This is a genomic window from Lacinutrix salivirga, from assembly GCF_053604675.1.
The window spans coordinates 26452-44875 of sequence record NZ_JBSHNP010000039.1; the positions used below are offsets into that span (position 1 = coordinate 26452).

18 protein-coding genes are annotated in these 18424 nt (G+C 32.4%); 10 read left to right on the forward strand and 8 right to left on the reverse strand.

Translation table 11 applies throughout. The features are described 5' to 3' along the window. Window positions 1-94 precede the first annotated feature (94 nt). The 4 genes from ACVC5O_RS00890 to ACVC5O_RS00905 all read left to right on the forward strand — a co-directional run bounded on the left by ACVC5O_RS00890 (window position 95) and on the right by ACVC5O_RS00905 (window position 5382). The gene (locus ACVC5O_RS00890) at window positions 95-2134 is read left to right on the forward strand and encodes a hypothetical protein (protein WP_452219572.1); all 2040 of its coding nucleotides are present in this window, start codon (window positions 95-97) and stop codon (window positions 2132-2134) included. Window positions 2135-2315: 181 nt separating this feature from the next. Next, window positions 2316-3644: a signal recognition particle protein gene (gene ffh / locus ACVC5O_RS00895; RefSeq protein WP_452219573.1), complete on the forward strand. Its 1329-nt coding sequence runs from the start codon at window positions 2316-2318 to the stop codon at window positions 3642-3644. Between the two features lie 144 nt (window positions 3645-3788). Further along, on the forward strand, window positions 3789-4667 hold the full coding sequence (locus ACVC5O_RS00900) for a bifunctional 5,10-methylenetetrahydrofolate dehydrogenase/5,10-methenyltetrahydrofolate cyclohydrolase (protein WP_452219574.1): 879 nt from the start codon (window positions 3789-3791) through the stop codon (window positions 4665-4667). 1 nt (window position 4668) lies between these two features. Continuing rightward, a complete protein-coding gene (locus ACVC5O_RS00905) occupies window positions 4669-5382 on the forward strand; it encodes a YwaF family protein (protein ID WP_452219575.1) in 714 nt (237 codons plus the stop codon). A gap of 2 nt (window positions 5383-5384) precedes the next feature. On the opposite strand, the gene ACVC5O_RS00910 is transcribed toward ACVC5O_RS00905, so the two are convergent. The 7 genes from ACVC5O_RS00910 to ACVC5O_RS00940 form a co-directional block, all read right to left on the reverse strand. Beyond that, a complete protein-coding gene (locus tag ACVC5O_RS00910; protein WP_452219576.1) occupies window positions 5385-5807 on the reverse strand; it encodes a VOC family protein in 423 nt (140 codons plus the stop codon). 12 nt (window positions 5808-5819) lie between these two features. Beyond that, complete coding sequence (rluF, locus tag ACVC5O_RS00915) at window positions 5820-6575, reverse strand: 23S rRNA pseudouridine(2604) synthase RluF (RefSeq protein WP_452219577.1); 756 nt, start codon at window positions 6573-6575, stop codon at window positions 5820-5822. Window positions 6576-6590: 15 nt separating this feature from the next. After that, window positions 6591-7418, reverse strand: coding sequence for an alpha/beta fold hydrolase (locus ACVC5O_RS00920; protein WP_452219578.1), 828 nt, complete (start codon window positions 7416-7418; stop codon window positions 6591-6593). Then, window positions 7418-7786 (reverse strand): cupin domain-containing protein, encoded by a 369-nt coding sequence (locus tag ACVC5O_RS00925; RefSeq protein ID WP_452219579.1) that lies wholly within the window; start codon window positions 7784-7786, stop codon window positions 7418-7420. Before ACVC5O_RS00925 ends, ACVC5O_RS00920 begins: the two co-directional genes overlap by 1 nt. A gap of 7 nt (window positions 7787-7793) precedes the next feature. Then, window positions 7794-8762: a YitT family protein gene (locus ACVC5O_RS00930; protein WP_452219580.1), complete on the reverse strand. Its 969-nt coding sequence runs from the start codon at window positions 8760-8762 to the stop codon at window positions 7794-7796. Between the two features lie 28 nt (window positions 8763-8790). Continuing rightward, window positions 8791-9342, reverse strand: coding sequence for a hypothetical protein (locus ACVC5O_RS00935; RefSeq protein ID WP_452219581.1), 552 nt, complete (start codon window positions 9340-9342; stop codon window positions 8791-8793). 89 nt (window positions 9343-9431) lie between these two features. Further along, complete coding sequence (locus tag ACVC5O_RS00940) at window positions 9432-10958, reverse strand: helicase HerA-like domain-containing protein (protein WP_452219582.1); 1527 nt, start codon at window positions 10956-10958, stop codon at window positions 9432-9434. A 106-nt stretch (window positions 10959-11064) separates the two neighbouring features. Here ACVC5O_RS00940 and ACVC5O_RS00945 point away from each other — a divergent pair, with 106 nt between their 5' ends. From ACVC5O_RS00945 to ACVC5O_RS00970, 6 genes are all read left to right on the forward strand, one after another. Then, on the forward strand, window positions 11065-11697 hold the full coding sequence (locus ACVC5O_RS00945) for a 7-carboxy-7-deazaguanine synthase QueE (RefSeq protein ID WP_452219583.1): 633 nt from the start codon (window positions 11065-11067) through the stop codon (window positions 11695-11697). A gap of 310 nt (window positions 11698-12007) precedes the next feature. Then, entirely contained in the window at window positions 12008-13678 is a 1671-nt protein-coding gene (asnB, locus tag ACVC5O_RS00950; protein ID WP_452219584.1) for an asparagine synthase B, read from the forward strand. Between the two features lie 96 nt (window positions 13679-13774). Beyond that, window positions 13775-14377, forward strand: a complete 603-nt coding sequence (locus ACVC5O_RS00955) for a Crp/Fnr family transcriptional regulator (protein ID WP_452219585.1) — start codon at window positions 13775-13777, stop codon at window positions 14375-14377. Between the two features lie 100 nt (window positions 14378-14477). Further along, window positions 14478-14831 carry a hypothetical protein gene (locus ACVC5O_RS00960; protein WP_452219586.1) on the forward strand — a complete coding sequence of 118 codons (354 nt, stop codon included), beginning with the start codon at window positions 14478-14480 and terminating at the stop codon, window positions 14829-14831. A gap of 62 nt (window positions 14832-14893) precedes the next feature. Beyond that, window positions 14894-15766, forward strand: coding sequence for a pirin family protein (locus ACVC5O_RS00965; RefSeq protein WP_452219587.1), 873 nt, complete (start codon window positions 14894-14896; stop codon window positions 15764-15766). Window positions 15767-15942: 176 nt separating this feature from the next. Beyond that, the gene (locus ACVC5O_RS00970; RefSeq protein WP_452219588.1) at window positions 15943-16530 is read left to right on the forward strand and encodes a TMEM175 family protein; all 588 of its coding nucleotides are present in this window, start codon (window positions 15943-15945) and stop codon (window positions 16528-16530) included. Window positions 16531-16532: 2 nt separating this feature from the next. Here the strand turns inward: ACVC5O_RS00970 and ACVC5O_RS00975 are convergent, their stop codons facing one another. Continuing rightward, complete coding sequence (locus ACVC5O_RS00975; protein ID WP_452219589.1) at window positions 16533-18044, reverse strand: hybrid sensor histidine kinase/response regulator; 1512 nt, start codon at window positions 18042-18044, stop codon at window positions 16533-16535. Between the last annotated feature and the right edge of the window lie 380 nt (window positions 18045-18424).

Genomic DNA, 18424 nt, shown 5'->3' on the forward strand with positions numbered 1-18424 from the left:
TTTTTTAAAATATAAAGGTAGGACTTTTTTAAAGTATTTTGTTTTATGTGTGTAAAGCAGAAAAATCCTGCTAGCAAAATAAAAAACACAAATAATGAAACCAACCTTAAAGTTAAATTTTAGAAGCTTACTTTTTTTGCCATTATTATTTTTAATGCTAATTACGTCTTGCCAAAAAGAAGAAGTTGAAATTACAAACCCTGAAGAAGAAGAATTAGTAGTTGCGAATTCTAATTTAGCATCTTTAATGCTTCGAACTGCAACAAATGATGGCTCCAACGATAATATAATTGATTATGCCAATTGCTTAGAGGTAGAGTTGCCTGTGACTGTTGTAATTAACGATTTAGAAATTATTATAGATTCTGAAACAGATTTTGAAACTCTCGAAACCATTTTTAATGAGTTTGATAATGATGACGACCAGTTAGAAATCGTCTTCCCAATTACTATAATTTTAAGCGATTATACAGAAATAGTTATCGAAAATCAAGAGGCCTTAAACGTTTTAATTGCTGAATGTAATGGCGAAAATGAAGAGGATGATGATATAGAATGTATAGATTTTCAATATCCAATATCAGTATCTATTTACAATTCAAGCTTTCAAGTTTTAGAAACAGTAGTGATTTATAACGATGAAGCACTCTTTAATTTTATCGAAAATTTAGAAGGAGGCGTGTTAGCAAGCTTAGATTTTCCAATAAACTTAGTACTTGCCAATGGAGAAGTCGTTGTGGTAAATAATAATAATGAATTAGAAACAGCAATAGCAGAGGCAGAGGATGATTGTGATGAAGACGATGATTACGATTGGAATGACGACAACTGCTCTGAAGAAGCTATAGAGCTTGCCTTAAAAGAGTGCGTATGGGAACTTACAGCCTACTCAAGCTTTCCAGAATTTGTTGGTCTTGTTTTGCGATTTAATAGCGATTTTAGTTTCGAAATCATTGAAAACGGTCAAGTAATTGGAGATAATGCTTCATGGTCTGTATCGGAATCTAACACTACATTTGTATTAACATTACTAACAGATTTTGAAGACTTAGCAGGAGACTGGATAATTGAAAACTGTAACGATCAAGACGAATTTAATTTTATTAATTCGGAAACTCAAGAGACGATGCAATTAGAACAAGATTGTGACGATAATACTAATCCAAATCCATTTGAATGTTTTGGTGATTTTGTAATTGAAGCCTGCGAATTAGACACCACTAATCCTGTAATTGATGCCATTTTTAATCTTAATGAAAACACTATTGGACTCGTAGATTGTCAGTATTATTTTTTAGCAACATTTCATGAGACCATTACAGATGCAGAAAATAACACTAATGCTATTGCAAATACAGAAGCATATCAATCCATATCCAAAACTATTTATTTACGAATTGAAGCTGAAAACAGTGAATTCGAAATTTTTGAAATACAATTAATTGTTGAAGATTGTACTAATAATTCAGGATGCACAGAGGCTGAAGTTAATGCCTATTTATTAGAGTGCCAATGGAATGTTGTAAATTATAATGGAAGTGACGATTTAATAGTTTGGAATTTCGATTTTGAATCTAACGGAATAGTAGTTATTTACACACCAACCAACACTATAGATGCTTCATGGTACACCACTCAAACTAACGATGGAATTATGCTAAATTTTAGTGGTGTAAATGCTGCAAACATTCAAGTAGTAAGTGGAAGCTGGCTAGTTGTAGAGTGCGATTCAGACCGTTTGCAAATGGTACAAAACCAAGACATGATGGTTATGGAACAAGCGTGCAATACAAATGATATATGTACTGAAGCTGAAGTAGAAAATAATTTATTGGATTGTGAATGGACAATCTCTAGCTACAATAATGATAGTGGTTTTAATATTTTTAATATAGATTTTCAAAACAATAATGAGGCTGTAATTTTTACACCAAACGGCAATGAAGAATACACAGCAAATTGGACAGTCTCCTTAGATGGAGAGATTTACTTAGATTTTTCAAATATATCTGGAGGTAATATTCAGGTGTTAGAAGGTAATTTTATTTTAGTAGAATGTACGCCAAATCAAATGATATTTCATGACCCAAGTAATTCTAACATAGAGTTAGTTTTGGATAAAGACTGTGGTTAAGTTTTAGTTTTAAGTTGGTTATTAATTTAATCTATTAAAAGGTTGCTAATTTTAGTAGCCTTTTTTTATGGAATTAATTATAGCTTAAACTTCATAAATAAGCTTCAAATTCTTAAATTTGCGATTCTAAATAACGAGTCAGACTGCATACTGCAAACTTAATACTGAATACTAAAAGAATATGTTTAATAATTTAAGTGATAAATTAGATAAAGCCTTACACGTACTAAAAGGACATGGTAGCATTACAGAAGTAAACGTTGCCGAAACCCTTAAAGAAGTACGTAGAGCCTTATTAGATGCCGATGTTAACTTTAAAATTGCTAAAGAATTTACTAACAGAGTAAAAGAAAAAGCACTTGGTCAAGATGTATTAACCACATTGCAACCAGGCCAATTAATGGTAAAAATCGTTAAGGACGAGTTGACGCAGTTAATGGGAGGAGAGGCCGAAGGTATTAACCTTTCTGGTTCGCCAAGTATTATATTAATGTCTGGTTTACAGGGTTCTGGTAAAACCACATTCTCTGGTAAATTAGCCAACTTCTTAAAAAATAAAAAAACTAAAAAACCATTACTTGTTGCCTGTGACGTTTACAGACCAGCAGCAGTAGATCAACTTCATGTTGTTGGAGAGCAAATAAAAGTTGATGTATTTAGTGATAAAGGAAATACAGATCCAGTAGCAATTGCACAAGCAGGTATTGCACATGCAAAAGCAAATGGACATAATGTTGTAATTATAGATACAGCAGGTCGTTTGGCAGTAGATGAAGCCATGATGACCGAAATTTCTAACATCCATAAAGCCATCCAACCACAAGAAACCTTATTTGTTGTGGATTCGATGACAGGTCAAGATGCAGTAAACACTGCTAAGGCCTTTAATGATGTTCTTAATTTTGATGGTGTAATTCTAACAAAATTAGATGGAGATACACGAGGTGGAGCAGCAATCTCTATTAAATCTGTAGTCAATAAACCCATTAAATTTATTGGTACAGGTGAAAAAATGGAAGCGATAGATGTGTTTTATCCTTCGCGTATGGCAGATCGTATTCTTGGAATGGGAGATGTTGTGTCTTTAGTAGAAAGAGCTCAAGAACAATTTGACGAAAAAGAAGCGAGGAAACTTCAGAAAAAAATTGCAAAAAACCAGTTTGGATTCGATGATTTCTTGAAGCAAATTCAGCAAATCAAAAAAATGGGTAACATGAAAGACCTTATTGGTATGATACCTGGAGCTGGAAAAATGATGAAAGATATCGATATAGATGATGATGCCTTTAAAGGTATCGAAGCTATAATCCATTCTATGACACCAAAAGAAAGAACAAATCCTGCAATTATTGATGCAAGTAGAAAAAAACGTATTGGTAAAGGATCAGGAACTTCTGTACAAGAAGTTAACCAGTTACTAAAACAGTTTAACCAAATGAGTAAAATGATGAAGATGATGCAAGGCGGAAGAGGGAAAGCAATGATGAATGCTATGAATAAAATGAAGTAGCTCAGTAATCAGTAATCAGTAAGCAGTAAGCAGTCTTCAGTAGTTAGTAGTAGTCTGTAAAATGCAAAATATTAAATTTAAAAAGTAATTTTATAAATTTGGCTTTGCGCCTTAGCGACTACTTTGCAAGAAAACCAACAAAACATGACCATTTTAGACGGAAAAAAAGTAAGTAACGATATCAAAAACGAAATTAAAGCGGAAGTTGATAAAATGAAAGCTAATGGTGAGAAAGTCCCTCATTTAGCTGCTGTTATTGTTGGTAACGATGGTGCAAGTTTAACCTATGTTGGTAGTAAAGTAAGAGCTTGTGAGCGTGTAGGTTTTGAATCTACAATGGTAAGATTATCTAATACCACTAGCGAAATAGAATTATTAGATAAAATTGAAGAGTTAAACGCTAACGACGATATCGATGGCTTTATCATTCAATTACCATTACCTCCACAAATAGATACTCAAAAAGTATTAATGGCTGTACATCCAGATAAAGATGTGGATGGTTTTCACCCTATGAATTTTGGAAAAATGGCATTAGATATGTCCACTTTTATTCCTGCAACTCCATTTGGTATTTTAGAATTGTTAGACCGTTACGATGTGTCAACTAAAGGAAAACATACTGTTGTAATTGGACGTTCGCATATTGTAGGAAGACCAATGAGTATTTTAATGGGTCGTAAAGGCTTTCCTGGAAATTCTACAGTAACATTAACCCATAGTCACACCAAAAACATTACGCAAATCACCTCACAAGCAGATATTATAATTTCTGCACTTGGAGTCCCAAATTTCTTAAAAGCAGAAATGGTAAAAGACGATGCTGTAATTATAGATGTTGGTATTACTAGAGTTCCAGACGAGTCTCACCCAAAAGGCTACATCATTACTGGAGATGTCGATTTTGATAATGTTAGTAAAAAAGCAAGTTTTATTACACCAGTTCCTGGAGGAGTAGGACCAATGACTATTGCAATGTTGTTAAAAAACACGTTGTTAGCAAGAGAGCGTCACAGACTGTAAGATGTTAGCTAGTAATAGTTTATTAAGTAAAGTTTCAATAGGCAGTTTAGAACACCTATTGCCAATTGGTATCGCTTTAGTTTTTGCTATTGTTTTTATTAACTATTCCAAAAATAAATGGAATGCTTCGCAACAAGTAAAAGGATTTATCTACTTAAGCTATTTTGTAAGTCTTTCCGTTGTAGTATTTCATTTATACAGTATTGGTAAAGGGACTTACAGTCTCTCAACAGATTTACCATTATACTTGTGTAGCTTTTTAGCACTAATAATTCCCGTTTTTGCGCATTATAGAACATATTGGATGTTCGAAATTTTATTATTTTGGATTATTGCTGGCACTTCGCAAGGCGTAATTACACCAGATATTTCTGAAGGGTTTCCTGGTTTAGATTACCTTAGGTATTGGATAGTACATTTAGGGTTGTTAATCATTATTTTTTACGCAGTATTTGTGTTTAAAATGACACCTAAATTTAAAAGTGTATTTAAATCCTTTTTAGCTTTACAGGTTTATATGTTAGGATTATTTGTTGTAAATTATGTGTTAGATGCTAATTATTCTTATTTAAACAAAAAGCCTTCTTCAGCTTCGGTTTTAGACCATTTAGGCGATTGGCCAACCTATATTTTAATAGTCGAAATCTTTTTGATTCCTTATTTTTTAATCATTTATTTCCCATTCTTCATTTCAGAAAAAATAAAGAAGCACTAATTTTATTTAGCAAATAATTGATTGCTATTTTTAAAGGCTTTAAATTCTAGTGCATTACCAGCAGGATCTTTAAAAAACAGAGTCGCTTGTTCGCCAACTAAACCTTCGAATCTTATATAAGGTTCTATAATGAATTCAACGTTTTTTAATTTTAAATAATTAGCAAATTCATGGAAATCATTCCAATTGAGTACAACACCATAATGCGGAACTGGTACTTGTTTTCCATCAACTTCATTTGCACTATCATCACTTAAAGATTTTTCTTTATAATGAATGACTAACTGGTGACCAAAAAAATTAAAGTCAACCCAATGGTCGCTACTTCTACCTTCTTCACAGTTTAAAACATCACGATAGAAAACGCGACAAGCTTCTAAATTATGAACAGGAATTGCAATATGAAAAGGAGAAAGCTGAGACATCTTTTATGTGATTTACTTGTTTTTCTTTAGATTTTCTTCGTAGGTTTTAGTCGAATTTTCTAAAAGTAAATTTAGAGTCTTAAACTCTTCATCTGTAAACTCTCTATATTCTCCAACTGGCACATCTAGCTTTATATTCATTATTCTGGTGCGTTTTAAGGAAGTCACTTCGTAAGTTAAATATTCGCACATTCTACGAATTTGCCGATTTAAACCTTGCGTTAAAATAATAGTAAATGTATGAGAGTCTATTTTTCTAACTGTACATTTTTTTGTGGTTTTGTCTAAATCTTCAAGATAAATACCTCCAGCCATTCTTTTAATAAAGGTTTGTGAAATGGGTTTATCTACAGTAACTAAATATTCTTTATCATGATTATTACTTCCTCTTAAAATTTTATTTACAATGTCGCCATCATCGGTTAAAAATATCAAACCATTACTCGCTTTATCCAAACGACCAATTGGAAAAATACGTTTTGGATACTTTATAAAATCAATAATATTATCTTTTTCAACACTTGTATCTGTTGTGCAAACAATGCCAACAGGTTTATTAAATGCCAAATAAACGAAGTCTGATTTACGCTCAGTAATTGGTTTTCCATCTACTTCTACAATGTCACCTTCTTTAACTTTGGTTCCCATTTCTGGTACTTCGCCATTAATTGTTACTCTACCAGCTTCTATTAAGCGATCACCTTCGCGACGCGAGCAGTAACCAGCTTCACTTAAAAATTTGTTTAATCTTGTTAGTTTTTCGCTCATTTTACAAAGTTACAATTATGTAGTGATGAAATCTAAAATATGCGTGTTTACCTCGTCGTTTCTTAAGCCATGTCCAAAACCATTGGTACTTACAAATGTGGCATTTTTATGGCTGTTTGCAATAAGTTCGGCATCATTATAAGGTATAATCTTATCGTTAGTATCGTGTATGATTAATGTTTTGGTATCTATTGCTTTTACAAAATTGGCAAGCGAAAAGTAAGACGGTTTAAATTTAAAACGTTTTAAAACTAAACTATTTAATCCATTTTCAATACGCTCGTTATAACCCATCATATCTACATAGCGTTTAAATACACCAGTAAATTCTGAAGGAGCTCCTAATAAAATAAGCTTTTCGAGATTTTTATTTTGATAGTTATATTGGTAAAAACCTGCAGCCATTCCGCCAACCGAATGGCCAATAATTATTTGCGGATTAAAGTGTTTTGCAACTACATTTATACATTCTGAATATAAAATTGCATTAAACTGTTTTCCGCCAGAAGCACCATGAGCAGGAGCATCCATTGCAATAATATTATACTCGTATTTTTTTAACACATTAATTAAAGGTTCCCAACGTTGCGAGTTGCTCTCCCAACCATGTGCTAATAAAATGGTTTGTCCACTTCCTTTCCATTGGTAGGTGGCGATGTTGAGGTTTTTGTAATGTAACTGAAATGCTTCCGAAGTATCTAAGAATGTTTTCTGACTTTCAGAAACACGACCTTTTCGAGGTGTGGCAAATAAGTTTAGAGCTTGTTTTGAAGCATATCGTGGCGAAATATAGCTTATTGCATTTAAAGAGTTTCCTATAATTTTAATAATTGGGTTTGCCATTACGCTTCTCTGTTTACTTTATCTATAGAAAAGGCTGGTGTACATATTGAAATGTATTCGCAAGCAATTGTAAATGGATTAGAATATTGAACACGTGTATGGCGTTCAATCTTTATGGATTGTCCAGCTTCTAAAATAACTTCTTCATCTTCTATAATAAATTGTTTTTTGCCTTTAATGATGTAAGTGTACTCGTCAAATTCTGGAGTTTGAAAGGGTTCGCTCCAACCTGCTGGAGCAACCATGTGAGCAACGCTAATTTCTTTATTTCCATTGGTTGCTTGTCCAAAATGTTCTTCAATTAATTTGCCATCTGTTGTTGGTACAACAAAGGGGCTGTTTTGTATGGTGTATTTTTTGTTTTTCATCTTAATACTATTTCATGGGTTTTTTCTTAATCATTCCACCTCTTAAATCCTTTACGATTCCCATAATTATAAAGGCTTTTTTATCTATTTTATCTATTTCTGTATGCAGTTTGGCAAGTTCTAATCTAGTTACTACAGTATAAATAATGTCTTTATCGTAGCTTTTTCCGTTTTTACCATAGCCACCTCTACCTGCGTAAATAGTACAAGCACGACCAAGTTTTTCGATTATCATAGCTTGTAAAGCATCGTGATGTTCAGAAATTATTGTGACGCCAACATATTCTTCAACACCATCAACTACAAAATCTACTGTTTTTGCTGCAGCCAAATAGGTTAAAATGGCATATAAAGCAGTTTCTATAGAAAGGATGTATGCTCCAAAAGAAAATATAATTAAGTTAATTAAAAATAAAACGTCTCCAATGGTAATGGATAGTTTTCGGCTTATAAAAATAGCCAAAACCTCTGTGCCATCAATAACGCTTCCTCCACGCATAGCCATTCCTATTCCCAAACCCAAAAAGAACCCTCCAAAAATGGAGATGAGTAATTTGTCTTCTGTGATTATTGGATAGTCTATAAAGTGAACCACTAAAGCGAGTAAGGTTATTGCTACAATACTTTTTAAAGCAAATTTATTTCCAATTGTTTTTGCCGCTAATATTAAAAATGGAATATTTACAATAATCAACAAGTAGCTAATGGATAGGTTTGTAATATTCTCTAATAGTAATGAGATACCAGTAGCTCCTCCATCTATAAAATGATTAGGAAGTAAAAATCCTTTTAGTCCAAACCCAGCAGAAAACACTCCAATTATAACAAAAATTGCCTCTTTTATGGCATGTCTTATTTCAACTTTAATGTTGTTAACTATTGGCTCTATGTCTTTTTTAGAATTAGGGTCGCCATTTTTAGACTTAATTCTTTTTTGAGCAATATCAACTAATACTTTGGATATAAATGGATTCATACTTTTTTAATTAGTTGTTATAAGGTTATTACCAACCTACCATAAAATATTTAATTTTTGCTGTTTCAGGAATTTGAACAGCTTCAATTTTTGTATTAATATCAAATCTTAATTCTGGTGGTAATTGATCTTTACTTATTGTGTAAAACGTGTTGTTTTCGTTTATAAAAATCACAATATTATTTAATGTATTTTGAATACTTGATATGTTGTAATTGTTTTGTAAATCGCCAAAAGTGCTTAAAGTAGTGATTCCTTTTTTGGTTTTAAAACGCGAGTCTATAATTTTAATGGTTTTAATTGTTGCTGTAGAATCTAAAGCTTGAGTAGGTGTAAGGCTTAATAAGTGTTTTCCGCCTTTCTCAAAAATTTCTATATCGTTTATTCTGCCTGTAAACTCGTCTCCAGCAATGGTTTTTACAATAGAATCTTTAATAAAAACGGCTTCTAAGTCTTTAACTTGTGTAGAATCTGTAAGTAAACCAATATTTTGTTTGCTTATTAAAAAAGTATCGACTTCTTTAGTGCAAGAAGTTAATAGTATTGAAAGGGTTAATAGGGTAAAAATTAGTTTTTTCATATTTATTTTCCGAGAAAGCGGAAATCTTATTTTAATTTAATATTCGAGTTATAGTACTGTTAATTGAAGACAGATTACTGGTAACAGAATTACATTACCTTTTTTAAAATGCCAAACACACTACGAATAAATGTAGCACTGGTTAAGACTTTAACTATTGGGTTTTGTGCAGTACTACGACGTCTAGTTGATGTTTTTCTTGATTGCTTAGCAGCTTTAGCTTTGGCTTCTTTTTCTTCTTGCTTTGCTTTTACTTCTTCGGCTTTTTTAATTTTATCATTAAGCATTTCATAAGCACTTTCTCTGTCTATTTCCTCATTATATTTTAAGACTAATTTGCTATCGTCTAAAAGTGCCTGTAATTCGTTTTGCGTTAAAATATCCATTCTACTCATTGGAGCTCGCATCATTGTTGCTGCTAATGGAGTTGGCCTTCCTTTTTCGTCTAATGCAGAGACTAGTGCTTCTCCTGTGCCTAGTGAGGTTAGTATTTCGGCAGTGTCGTAATACTCTGTATCTGGATAGTTTTGTGCTGTAAGTTTTATAGCTTTTCTATCTTTTGCTGTAAATGCTCGTAGTGCATGTTGGATTTTTAAACCTAATTGGCTTAACACACCTTCTGGCACATCTGTTGGGTTTTGAGTTACAAAATATAATCCAACACCTTTACTACGTATTAGTTTTACAATACTTTCTATTTGATTTAAAAGTGCTTTGCTCGCTTCGTTAAAAATTAAATGTGCTTCGTCTATAAACATAATAAGTTCTGGTCTGCCAGAGTCGCCTTGTTCTGGCATAGTCTCATAGATTTCGGCAAGTAAGCTTAACATAAATGTGGAGAATAGCTTAGGCTTATCTTGGATATCTGTTAATCTAATTATGTTGATGTAACCTTTGCCATCTCTAGTTGTGCGCATTAAGTCTTCGACTTCAAAACTCTTTTCTCCAAAAAACAAATCGCCTCCTTGTTGTTCTATTTCTATTAGTTTTCTAAGAATAGCTCCTGTAGATGCTGTAGAGATTCTTCCGTAGGAATCTTCAAACTCTTTCTTGCCTTCGCCAGTTGCATATTGTAAAATCTTTTTAAAGTCTTTTAAATCTAAAAGCGGTAGTTTATTATCGTCACAGTATTTAAATATTACAGAAATTATACCTGCTTGAGTTTCGGTAACATCTAAAATTCTTGAAATTAAAACAGGTCCAAACTCACTAATGGTTGCTCGTAAACGCACACCATCTTGTTCCGACAAGCTCATTATTTCCACAGGAAACCCTTTGGCTTCAAAAGGTAAACCAATTTTGGCGTGTCGCTCGTCTATTTTAGGATGTCCAGGACTTGGTTTTGCAATACCACTTAAATCTCCTTTTATATCCATTAATAATACTGGGACACCTTGCTCACTTAGGTTTTCGGCTAAAATTTGTAATGTTTTTGTTTTTCCTGTTCCTGTTGCACCAGCAATTAAACCATGTCTGTTCATAGTTTTTAATGGTACTTTTACAAAGGCATCTTTAATAGTTTCGCCATCTAACATTGCAGATCCTAAGGTTATAAACTCTCCTTTGGTTGCATTTCCTTCTGTTATGTGATTAAAAAATTCGTCTTTTCTGCTCATTGATATAAAATTTGCATAAAAATAGTAATCTTAGCTTACATTTCTTTAGAACTTTTCAACTTTAAATAATCATAATTTTAAACTTATAAGATTATCTTTGCAAACTATGACGAGAAGCGAAAAACAACAATTAATTGATAAAGGGTTGCTTTTGCCATTAATGGAAGAGTTTTACACCATTCAAGGCGAAGGTTTCCACAAAGGAACAGCCGCTTATTTTGTAAGAATTGGAGGTTGCGATGTGGGTTGCCATTGGTGTGATGTTAAAGAAAGTTGGATAGCAGAATTGCATCCTCCAACCGAAACTCACAAAATAGTAGAAAATGCTGCTAAGTATAGCAAAACTATTGTTGTTACAGGAGGCGAACCCTTAATGTGGAACATGGACGAATTAACTGCACAATTAAAGGCAAAAGGAATGCAAGTGCATATTGAAACTTCTGGTGCTTACGAGCTTACAGGACAATGGGATTGGATTTGTTTATCGCCTAAAAAGTTAAAACTCCCAACACAAGCGGTTTACGAAAAAGCTAACGAATTAAAATGTATTATTTATAATAAAGACGATTTTAAATTTGCGGAAGAACAAGCCGAAAAGGTTAACGCAGACTGTATTTTATACATGCAGCCAGAATGGAGTAAGCGCGATAAAATGATACCTGAAATCGTAGATTATGTGATGGCCAACCCAAAATGGAAAGTCTCTCTTCAAACACATAAGTATTTGGATATTCCTTAGGTTCAGTATTCAGTATTCAGTATTCAGTATTCAGTTTTCAGTATTCAGTAGTCAGGAATTTGTATATAGTTTCGTCACTTCGAGTGATTCGTGAAGCATGAGCAAATTGTATTGAGAAGTAATAACAAACCAACAACTTAAAAATCTTAATTCATTTCCAGTATTTTAGTCGCTATAGATTCATTTAGATGCTTATTATCCTTTTTTAGTTTAAATATGTAAGTGTTTTTGTGTTTAATGTTTTAATATTGAAACTTTAATCACATATTTGCTATGTAATTATTAATAAAAGAATTAAAAGATATAAGTTATGTGTGGAATTGTATGTGCCTTCGACCTTAAACAGAAAAGTGAAGACTTAAGACCTCAAGTGTTAGAAATGTCTAAAACCATTCGTCATCGTGGACCAGATTGGTCTGGTATTTATAGTGATGATAAAGCGATTTTAGCTCATGAACGTTTAGCAATTGTAGATCCAGCTTCTGGAAAACAACCCTTGTTTAGTCCAGATAAAAAATTAGTATTGGCTGCTAATGGCGAAATATACAACCATAGAGATTTACGTAAGCAATTTGAAGGGAAATACCAATTCCAAACGCAAAGTGATTGCGAAGTTATCCTGGCATTATACCAAGAAAAAGGAGTTGATTTTGTAGATGAAATGAATGGAATCTTTGGCTTTGCTATTTACGATACCGAAAAAGACGAGTACTTTATTGCTCGCGATCACATGGGAATCATTCCTTTATACATTGGTTGGGATCAAAACGGAACCTTTTACGTAGCCTCAGAATTAAAAGCTTTAGAAGGAATTTGCACTAAAATCGAACTATTTCCACCTGGTCATTATATGTCTAGTAAAGATGGAAAGTTTGTAAAATGGTACAATAGAGATTGGAGTGAGTACGATGCAGTAAAAGACAACGAAACAAGTATTGCAGAAATAAAGGAAGCTTTAGAAGCTGCAGTACACAGACAATTAATGAGTGATGTACCTTATGGTGTTTTATTATCTGGAGGTTTGGATTCTTCTGTAACTTCTGCAATTGCAAAAAAATATGCTCAAAAACGTATTGAAAGTGACGATAAATCAGAAGCTTGGTATCCGCAACTACATAGTTTTTCTGTAGGATTAGAAGGCTCTCCAGATTTAAAAGCAGCAAAAGAAGTTGCCGATTTTATTGGTACTATTCACCACGAAATAAAATTTACTATACAAGAAGGGTTAGATGCCATAAAAGATGTTATTTATAATATTGAAACTTATGATATTACTACAATACGCTCTTCTACACCAATGTATTTAATGGCAAGAGTTATTAAATCTATGGGAATTAAAATGGTGCTTTCTGGTGAAGGAGCAGATGAAATATTTGGTGGTTATTTATACTTTCATAAAGCACCAAATGCACAAGAGTTTCATGAAGAAACAGTGCGTAAATTAGAGAAATTACACATGTACGATTGCCTTAGAGCAAACAAAAGTTTGGCTGCTTGGGGAATTGAAGGCCGTGTCCCATTTTTAGACAAAGAGTTTATGGATGTTGCCATGCGCATCAATCCAAAAGATAAAATGATTAATGGCGAACGTATGGAAAAATGGGTTGTACGTAAAGCCTTTGAAGACATGTTACCAGAAAGTGTAGCGTGGAGACAAAAAGAACAATTTAGTGATGGTGTTGGTTACAGTTGGATAGATACATTAAAAGAAGTTGTAGATGCAGCAGTAACCGATGAGCAAATAGAAAATGCAAAATTTCGTTTTCCAATAAATACACCATTAAACAAAGAAGAATTTTACTATCGTTCTATTTTCGAAGAACATTTTCCAAGTGATGCAGCAGCTTTAAGTGTACCGCAAGAAGCAAGTGTAGCTTGTAGTACTGCAATTGCTTTAGAATGGGATGAAGCCTTTAAAAACATGAACGAGCCTTCTGGTCGAGCAATTGCTAATGTGCATGATAAAGCTTATGCAGAATAATAAGTTTTGAATTTTTTAAAAAAGACCAATGTATATAAATATTGGTCTTTTTTTTATACCTAATTATAGTGTAACTTTAGTACTTTAAACTACACTATGCAACTGCCTAATTTTAAAACGTTTTTAATAGAAAAAGGAGGATTAACAGAAGAGGATTACACTCAAATCCTTCCTTTTGTTAAAACAAAACAACTCTCCAAAAATGACTTTTTGTTAAGAGCAGGTGACGTATGCTCGCATTCCTTTTTTGTAGAACAAGGGTTGTTGCGTTTTTATGCTATAAATGAAGAAGGAAAAGAAAACATTTTGCAATTTGCAACAGAAAACGGGATAGTAAGCGATCGAGGAAGTGTGTTTTTTCAAGAACCTTCTACCTATTTCATAGATGCTTTGGAAAACACATTAGCAATATTCATTAACGAAGAATTTATAAATACAGTTGCTACAATCAACCCAAATTTTAGAGCAGAAAACGAAAAACTTTTGCAAAATCATATTCGTCATTTATACAAACGCATCAATCTGTTAATTGGCGCGTCAGCCAGAGCTCGTTATTTAGAGTTTGTAGCCATGTATCCAGATATTATGCTACGTGTTCCGCAATTAATGATTGCTTCTTATTTAGGCATCACACCAGAAAGTTTAAGTCGCGTTCGTAAAGCTTTAGCAAACAAAAATTTTAAGCCTCAAAACAGATAAACTCGCAGTATTAATTGGTGTTTTGCTTCTTACCAAATGTCAATGCATACACTTTCTTTTTGCAGTAAATTTACAGTAATTAAAAAAAGAAAGGAAAATCATGAAACATTTAGAAGTGTTAGTACTTACCGAAAAAACAACAGTCCCAAAAATTTTAAACTGGAAGGTTTCAATAGTTAATACAATAGAAACTGCCATCGAAAAATTACAACAAAAACCATATAAAGTGGTTGCTGTTTCTAAGGCTATAGATGCAGTAGAAATACGTAAATTAATTCAGCTATTACCTATTATAACAAGTGATACCATTTTAGTAAAATATAATAGTGATAAATCGTTGGAAGAAGTAGTTAAAACTGCTTATTGGAGCAAAAACAAGCCAAATGCAAAGCGTAAAGTATTAGACAATTCCTTTGAAATTAAATTGGCAAATTCAATTCAATTCAATTACTAATTAACAAGAAGGTTAGGCGAAGTAAATTTGAAGCCTATCTTCTTTTAAAAAGCAATATTACTATGAAAATAAGAAGCATAGAAAAAATAACACAACCAGGAACGCCACATTTTGTAGGCGACGGATTTAGAGTGCATAATTTTATTCCAGGAACATCCACAATGCAGCGTATGGATCCGTTTATTATGCTAGATTACAATTCAAAATATAATTTTCCAGCAACAGATACACCCAAAGGCGTTGGTGTGCATCCACATAGAGGTTTCGAAACTGTAACAATTGCCTACAAAGGTCGTGTAGAGCATGGAGATAGTGCAGGAGGTGGAGGGATTATAGGAGAAGGCGATGTACAATGGATGACAGCAGCCTCTGGAGTGTTACACAAAGAGTTTCACGAAACCGAGTGGAGTAAAAAAGGAGGCGAGTTCCAAATGGTACAACTTTGGGTAAATTTACCTGCAAAAGATAAAATGAGTCCACCAAAATACCAAGCAATTTCCAATTCGGATATTACAAAAGTAGCATTGCCAGATCATGAGGGAGAAGTAGAAGTGATTGCAGGGAATTACAGTGGCAATAAAGGTGTAGCATCCACATTTTCACCTATTCACATGTATAATGTAAAGCTAAAAAAAGGGGCGAAAACGCAATTAACGTTTCCAGAACATTACACAACATCTCTATTAATGGTAGAAGGTAACGCTAAAGTTAATAATGAAACAGAAGTGCATCAAGACCACTTCGCCTTATTTAACAACAATGGAGATACCTTTACAGTTGAAGCTTTAACAGATGTCATTATTTTAGTATTAAGTGGTGAGCCAATACAAGAGCCTATTGCAGCACATGGACCATTTGTAATGAATACCGAACAGGAATTAATTAAAGCGTTTCAAGATTACAATACAGGAAAGTTTGGGTATTTAGAAGATTAATAACTTTAAAAAGTAGTTCAAAAATTTGAGCTACTTTTTTTATATATTTAGACAATGAGAACAGAATTTGAAAACACTTTTCTTTTTAAAAATGAAGACAAGAAGCGTTTTAAAATTTGATTAAATTCTTGCTATGCATTTATAGATTAATAATTTAAAAATAAGTACAAAAAAGAATGAAAACAGGAAGATTAGAAGCTTTTAGCGATGGTGTTTTAGCCATTATTATTACAATTATGGTACTTGCAATGTCTGCTCCAAAAGACACATCAATAGAGAGTTTACTTGCCGTAGCGCCAGTTTTTATAAGTTATTTATTAAGTTTTATCTACGTTGGTATTTATTGGAACAATCATCACCACTTAATGCAAGTTTCTAAAAAAGTAAATGGATATATTTTGTGGGCTAATTTGCATTTATTGTTTTGGTTGTCGTTAATCCCTTTTGCTACAAGCTGGTTAGGTGAAAACGAGCATTATACAGTTGCTTTGCCTGTGGCAACGTATGGATTTGTCCTTTTTATGTGTGCAGTGGCTTACCATATTTTAGAGCGTTTGTTAATTAAATACCATGATGAAAATTATGCATTATCTAAACTGTGCTCTAATAGTACAAAAGATTACATATCTATAGCCATTTATATTGCTTCTATACCTTTAGCTTATGTTAATACGTGGATTGCTATAGCGTGTTATGTGATTGTTGCTTTAATGTGGTTAATTCCCGATAAAAATCTAGAGAAATTAATGAATGAGTCTGATTAAATTTAATTGGCAAAAGCATTAGAAATTGCAACATCTGGTGTTAAATGCTCAATCCTATCAATTACTCTAAATAGTTTAGCTTTATCTAGTGGCTTAGTAACACAATCTATAAATCCAGCGTCGTAAACTTCGCTATTTATTTCTGCAGAAGAATATGCTGTATGTGCAATTACAGGTAGATATGGTTTAAATGTTTTAATAAGTTGTCTTGCTTCTAATCCACCCATTTTTGGCATTTTCATGTCCATTATTATTAATTGTATGTCATCATTTTTTTTGCAAATCTCTACAGCTTCCTCTCCATTTCTTGCTCTAATAATAGTGTAGTTTCTAATCTTCATTACTCTTTTAATAAGCATAAAATTAATATCATCATCTTCTGCAATAAGAATAGTTAAGTGTTTTATTTTATCTGCTGCTTTTAATGGCACTTCAGTAATAGATTGGGCCGCAAGACTGTTTAGTTTTAACGGAATGGTAAAGTAGAACGTAGTCCCAACATTTTCAACCGATTCTAGTGTGATTTCTCCTCCTAACATTTCTATATAAGCCTTAGAAATAGCTAGACCTAAGCCTAAGCCACTTAAGTTAATAGTTTTATCGTTTTGGATGCGGTTAAACCTGTTAAAAATGTTTTTTATGTCCTCTTTAGACATTCCAATTCCTGTATCTTTTACGTAAAATTCTAAGGCATTTTTTTCTGCACTAATTGTATAACTAAAATTAACAGTCCCTTTTTCACTGTATTTAACAGCATTATTTAAAAGGTTTACAATTATTTGTCTCAGCTTTGTTTCGTCACTTATTAATTGAAAAACTACAGGAAGTTTAGGCTTATCAAAAAACAACCGAAGTGGTTTATCTTTTGCAATTGTAATCTCAACAGTTTGTTTAATCTCGTTTAGTGTTTCATCTAAATTAAAAGCATCATAATTTGGTTTTACTTGGTTAGTGTCAATCTTAGACATTTCAATTAAATCGTCGATAATAGAAACTAAATTTTTACCACTTCTTTTTATAACATTAATATAATCTACGCGTTCAGATTCTGAGGTGTTTTGTGTACTTAACAAATCCGAGAACCCTAAAATGGCATTCATAGGTGTTCTGATTTCGTGAGACAAATTGGTTAAAAAGGAGGTTTTTAAGATTTCACTTTCTTCAGCTTTTTCTTTGGCTTTTTGTAATTCTACTTTTTGAAAATGATTTTTATATAAAAAATCGCTAATTTGAGATAACTCTCCAATAGATTCATTTAATTCTATAATTTGATTTAAATCATTAGACTGGATTGCTTTAGAAATTAAATCTAAAGGATCTTTAATCGCTTTTTTATAAAAGTAAATGTAAGTGGCAATAAGAGCAGTTATGCTTAAAGCAAGAATAACAATTAATGCTGTTTTAGAGTGGTTTAAACTATATATAGCAATACTATTTATAAATAGAAGTGTAATGCTAGAAATACCTATAAGTTTAAGAAACTTAACGTAAGTAGGATTAAGGTCTTTAGTCATTTTGTTAGTAGTTTGGGATTACAAATTTATAAAAAAAAATGGCAGAATATGGTTTTAAAGAAAACGTTTTAAAAATCGCCTTATTTACAGAATATTTATTTTCCACTAAGTCTTAAAATTTGAGTTTTAAGCTGCGTTGTGTTTATTGCGTTATTTAAAATAAAAAAAACAAGTTAAAATCGATTTTAAGCTGTGTTTTAATCGTTTTAAGCCACTTTTATGTTTTTAACAAATGTTAATAATTTTTAATCTCTCTGCTTAAAATAGCTTGAATAACCTTTATTATTTCGTATATTTGTATGTATTCAAAAGGATGCTTAATCGCATCTTTTTTTATGCCATTAAATCGAGATTTAATAAACAAATTAAAATAGTAAGCC

Bases quoted from the DNA above. Each gene is read 5' to 3' on its own strand.
- ACVC5O_RS00890 (WP_452219572.1), top strand. From the start codon at position 95: ATGAAACCAACCTTAAAGTTAAATTTTAGAAGCTTACTTTTTTTGCCA.
- ffh (WP_452219573.1), top strand. From the start codon at position 2,316: ATGTTTAATAATTTAAGTGATAAATTAGATAAAGCCTTACACGTACTA.
- ACVC5O_RS00900 (WP_452219574.1), top strand. From the start codon at position 3,789: ATGACCATTTTAGACGGAAAAAAAGTAAGTAACGATATCAAAAACGAA.
- ACVC5O_RS00905 (WP_452219575.1), top strand. From the start codon at position 4,669: ATGTTAGCTAGTAATAGTTTATTAAGTAAAGTTTCAATAGGCAGTTTA.
- ACVC5O_RS00910 (WP_452219576.1), bottom strand. From the start codon at position 5,807: ATGTCTCAGCTTTCTCCTTTTCATATTGCAATTCCTGTTCATAATTTA.
- rluF (WP_452219577.1), bottom strand. From the start codon at position 6,575: ATGAGCGAAAAACTAACAAGATTAAACAAATTTTTAAGTGAAGCTGGT.
- ACVC5O_RS00920 (WP_452219578.1), bottom strand. From the start codon at position 7,418: ATGGCAAACCCAATTATTAAAATTATAGGAAACTCTTTAAATGCAATA.
- ACVC5O_RS00925 (WP_452219579.1), bottom strand. From the start codon at position 7,786: ATGAAAAACAAAAAATACACCATACAAAACAGCCCCTTTGTTGTACCA.
- ACVC5O_RS00930 (WP_452219580.1), bottom strand. From the start codon at position 8,762: ATGAATCCATTTATATCCAAAGTATTAGTTGATATTGCTCAAAAAAGA.
- ACVC5O_RS00935 (WP_452219581.1), bottom strand. From the start codon at position 9,342: ATGAAAAAACTAATTTTTACCCTATTAACCCTTTCAATACTATTAACT.
- ACVC5O_RS00940 (WP_452219582.1), bottom strand. From the start codon at position 10,958: ATGAGCAGAAAAGACGAATTTTTTAATCACATAACAGAAGGAAATGCA.
- ACVC5O_RS00945 (WP_452219583.1), top strand. From the start codon at position 11,065: ATGACGAGAAGCGAAAAACAACAATTAATTGATAAAGGGTTGCTTTTG.
- asnB (WP_452219584.1), top strand. From the start codon at position 12,008: ATGTGTGGAATTGTATGTGCCTTCGACCTTAAACAGAAAAGTGAAGAC.
- ACVC5O_RS00955 (WP_452219585.1), top strand. From the start codon at position 13,775: ATGCAACTGCCTAATTTTAAAACGTTTTTAATAGAAAAAGGAGGATTA.
- ACVC5O_RS00960 (WP_452219586.1), top strand. From the start codon at position 14,478: ATGAAACATTTAGAAGTGTTAGTACTTACCGAAAAAACAACAGTCCCA.
- ACVC5O_RS00965 (WP_452219587.1), top strand. From the start codon at position 14,894: ATGAAAATAAGAAGCATAGAAAAAATAACACAACCAGGAACGCCACAT.
- ACVC5O_RS00970 (WP_452219588.1), top strand. From the start codon at position 15,943: ATGAAAACAGGAAGATTAGAAGCTTTTAGCGATGGTGTTTTAGCCATT.
- ACVC5O_RS00975 (WP_452219589.1), bottom strand. From the start codon at position 18,044: ATGACTAAAGACCTTAATCCTACTTACGTTAAGTTTCTTAAACTTATA.